The 2,171-nt window shown below is 36.8% G+C and carries 3 protein-coding genes; all 3 read right to left on the reverse strand.

The genetic code is table 11. The annotated features are described in order from the left end of the window. Positions 1-131: 131 nt before the first annotated feature. The gene (locus BAZSYMA_RS06185; RefSeq protein ID WP_090716756.1) at positions 132-347 is read right to left on the reverse strand and encodes a hypothetical protein; all 216 of its coding nucleotides are present in this window, start codon (positions 345-347) and stop codon (positions 132-134) included. A gap of 205 nt (positions 348-552) precedes the next feature. Next, on the reverse strand, positions 553-1,134 hold the full coding sequence (locus tag BAZSYMA_RS06190; protein ID WP_090716760.1) for an SLATT domain-containing protein: 582 nt from the start codon (positions 1,132-1,134) through the stop codon (positions 553-555). After that, positions 1,112-1,984, reverse strand: a complete 873-nt coding sequence (locus BAZSYMA_RS06195) for an SMODS domain-containing nucleotidyltransferase (protein WP_090716762.1) — start codon at positions 1,982-1,984, stop codon at positions 1,112-1,114. Before BAZSYMA_RS06195 ends, BAZSYMA_RS06190 begins: the two co-directional genes overlap by 23 nt. Between the last annotated feature and the right edge of the window lie 187 nt (positions 1,985-2,171).

A 2,171-nucleotide genomic window follows, 5' to 3' on the forward strand; every position in this document is an offset into this window, starting at 1 on the left:
CTTATTTTTTGTAAAATACCTAAGGTTTTTTGTGGTGCTGGATAAAAAACAGTTTTGTTGATTTAGATGGTTGGAAAAATGGGTGGTTTTGGTTTGTTTGGGTTGGGTTTTTAAGGGGCGACTATTTATTTTCAATCTCTATCTATATTAAAATTATTCAGGATGTAAGAACCATACTCACCGCTGAAATAAAAAGTAGCACGATCATAAGGAAACTTTCCATATTCCCATATTGTGCAACTCCATGGGTTGTTTGCCTGTGTGCCACAAGTGGTAGTTCTTATGTTTTTCGGCTTTCCATACACTTCGATTATTTCATCCGAACTCATACCAGGATGCGTCTTCATAATGTTTTCTGTCGTAAATGATGAAGGAAACGTTGTGCAAGAAGTTAGCAAAAAAGAGTAAAGCATAAAAGAAAGTAGATAGATTTTGTGCATATTGGTTGCTCCTTTATTCATTTACACATAACGTCTGCCATAACCGGCGGCAAAAAGGTGCATAGCGAGGTACGAGCGGCGCAGCTTTTTGACGTCCGAGTTTATGGCTTTGTTAACTTCTTCTAAGTTCATTTGGCAGAAAAGCATCTATTTCCTCATCCGAAAAAGTCATGTCTTCTTTTGTTTGAAGAGCATCCTGCGCCTTCCTATATGCTTCAAAAGTTGTGCTTGGTGATCCTGAATATACTGCATGTAGTTCATTAAGCAGATTATCTCGTTTTTTTTGCAGTACCTCTATTGGTTTTTCATTCATCACAAGATCTGTAAGAAGTGAAAGGTATTTTTCCCTAATTAGCCAAATTTCATTTGCTGCCTGTTTGTGTTTTTGTGCCAACTCACCCAAGTCATAATTCTTTGTGTACGCATTTAGAACAAGTAGGGTAGTCGAAATTACTATCCCTATTGCTGCACCAACCTCTCCAGCACCAAAGAACGTGAAAATAAAACCACCAGTGGTTATCGCTGACAGGATAATTTGCCCCAGTTTTATGCTGGATAATCTATCGAGAAGAATATCTGAGCATTTTTCATGAGTTTTATGAGAATAAACGACACGCCCATAGCATTCTCTTAATTGCCCCTCAAGAATTTTTCTCAATTCTGGTGTATCGCTAGTCTGGGAATGTGGTTCCATAGATTTCTCGCCATTTTTGTTTCGCAGACCTAGGATCTGTTGTTTCATGTTGAATCGCTTCTAGCGAAATTTTGTAGCACTTTTTAGCTTTGTATTGGAATAAGTCTTTTACATAGACATATTGACTGCTTCCAGGCGATCTCCAATAGGTTTTTTTAGAATCTTGCTCTGACATCCATTTAAAGAAATCTCGACTCATGTAGTCATAATAAAGATATGACTTGTCTCGATATTTCCAATTTTCAATAAACTGATAGGCTAGTGTGTCAATAAGTAGTCCGCCAATTGGCACTTCCCATTTCCTTTTCCAAGCCCTCATCATTCTACATAATCGCTTTAAATTCCCGTTGCACACATTATCTCTATTTCTAATTGCTTCGATTTCAGGTTTTGGATCAGTAGTTTTCCAACTGCCCCCATTATTTGCATCTGGAAAAGTAAAACTGTCATCATTTTTTGCAAAAGCAGGTACAACCTCAAATGTAATTCCATCGTTAAATGGAACTGAAATAACCTGACTATCCCCCCTGATACTAGATGTGGGATAAGTTTTTTCGATTGATTTCTTAACTGCTTGGAGCAATGCAGATTGACCATTATCTGCATAGTTATTGTATTTTTCATATTCCTTATCGGGAAGACGAAAAATCATATCAAGGTCGCTAAAACCTTGTGTGGCGGTTCCCCTTCCATATGATCCAACATAAAGACTGTGATTAGTATCAAATGTTGTTGACCAATAATCCGTGTTGAGCCTTTTTGTGATATTTTTATATCTGGTGGATATTATTCCACCATCTTTGACAGTGAGTTCAGCACAAAAATCACTAAACCATTCAGATAAATTCATCGGTTCTCCATGTCTTTTTTAAAGCTAACTATTAGTATAAGGCATTATTGCCCTAATACACCTCTTGAATTCACATCATAAGTGCAACACTCAATTAGTCGATCAAAGGGTATATTAACCACTCTTTAATCCGACAAGAAAAAGGAGTGAAACATGCAAAAAAAAGAATGGAACATGCAAAAATATA

Origin of the sequence: Bathymodiolus azoricus thioautotrophic gill symbiont, assembly GCF_001298715.1 — a bacterium.
Classification (GTDB): Bacteria; Pseudomonadota; Gammaproteobacteria; order PS1; family Pseudothioglobaceae; genus Thiodubiliella.

Excerpts from the sequence above, each read along its gene's own strand:
- BAZSYMA_RS06185 (WP_090716756.1), bottom strand. The coding sequence starts at position 347 with ATGAAGACGCATCCTGGTATGAGTTCGGATGAAATAATCGAAGTGTAT.
- BAZSYMA_RS06190 (WP_090716760.1), bottom strand. The coding sequence starts at position 1,134 with ATGGAACCACATTCCCAGACTAGCGATACACCAGAATTGAGAAAAATT.
- BAZSYMA_RS06195 (WP_090716762.1), bottom strand. The coding sequence starts at position 1,984 with ATGAATTTATCTGAATGGTTTAGTGATTTTTGTGCTGAACTCACTGTC.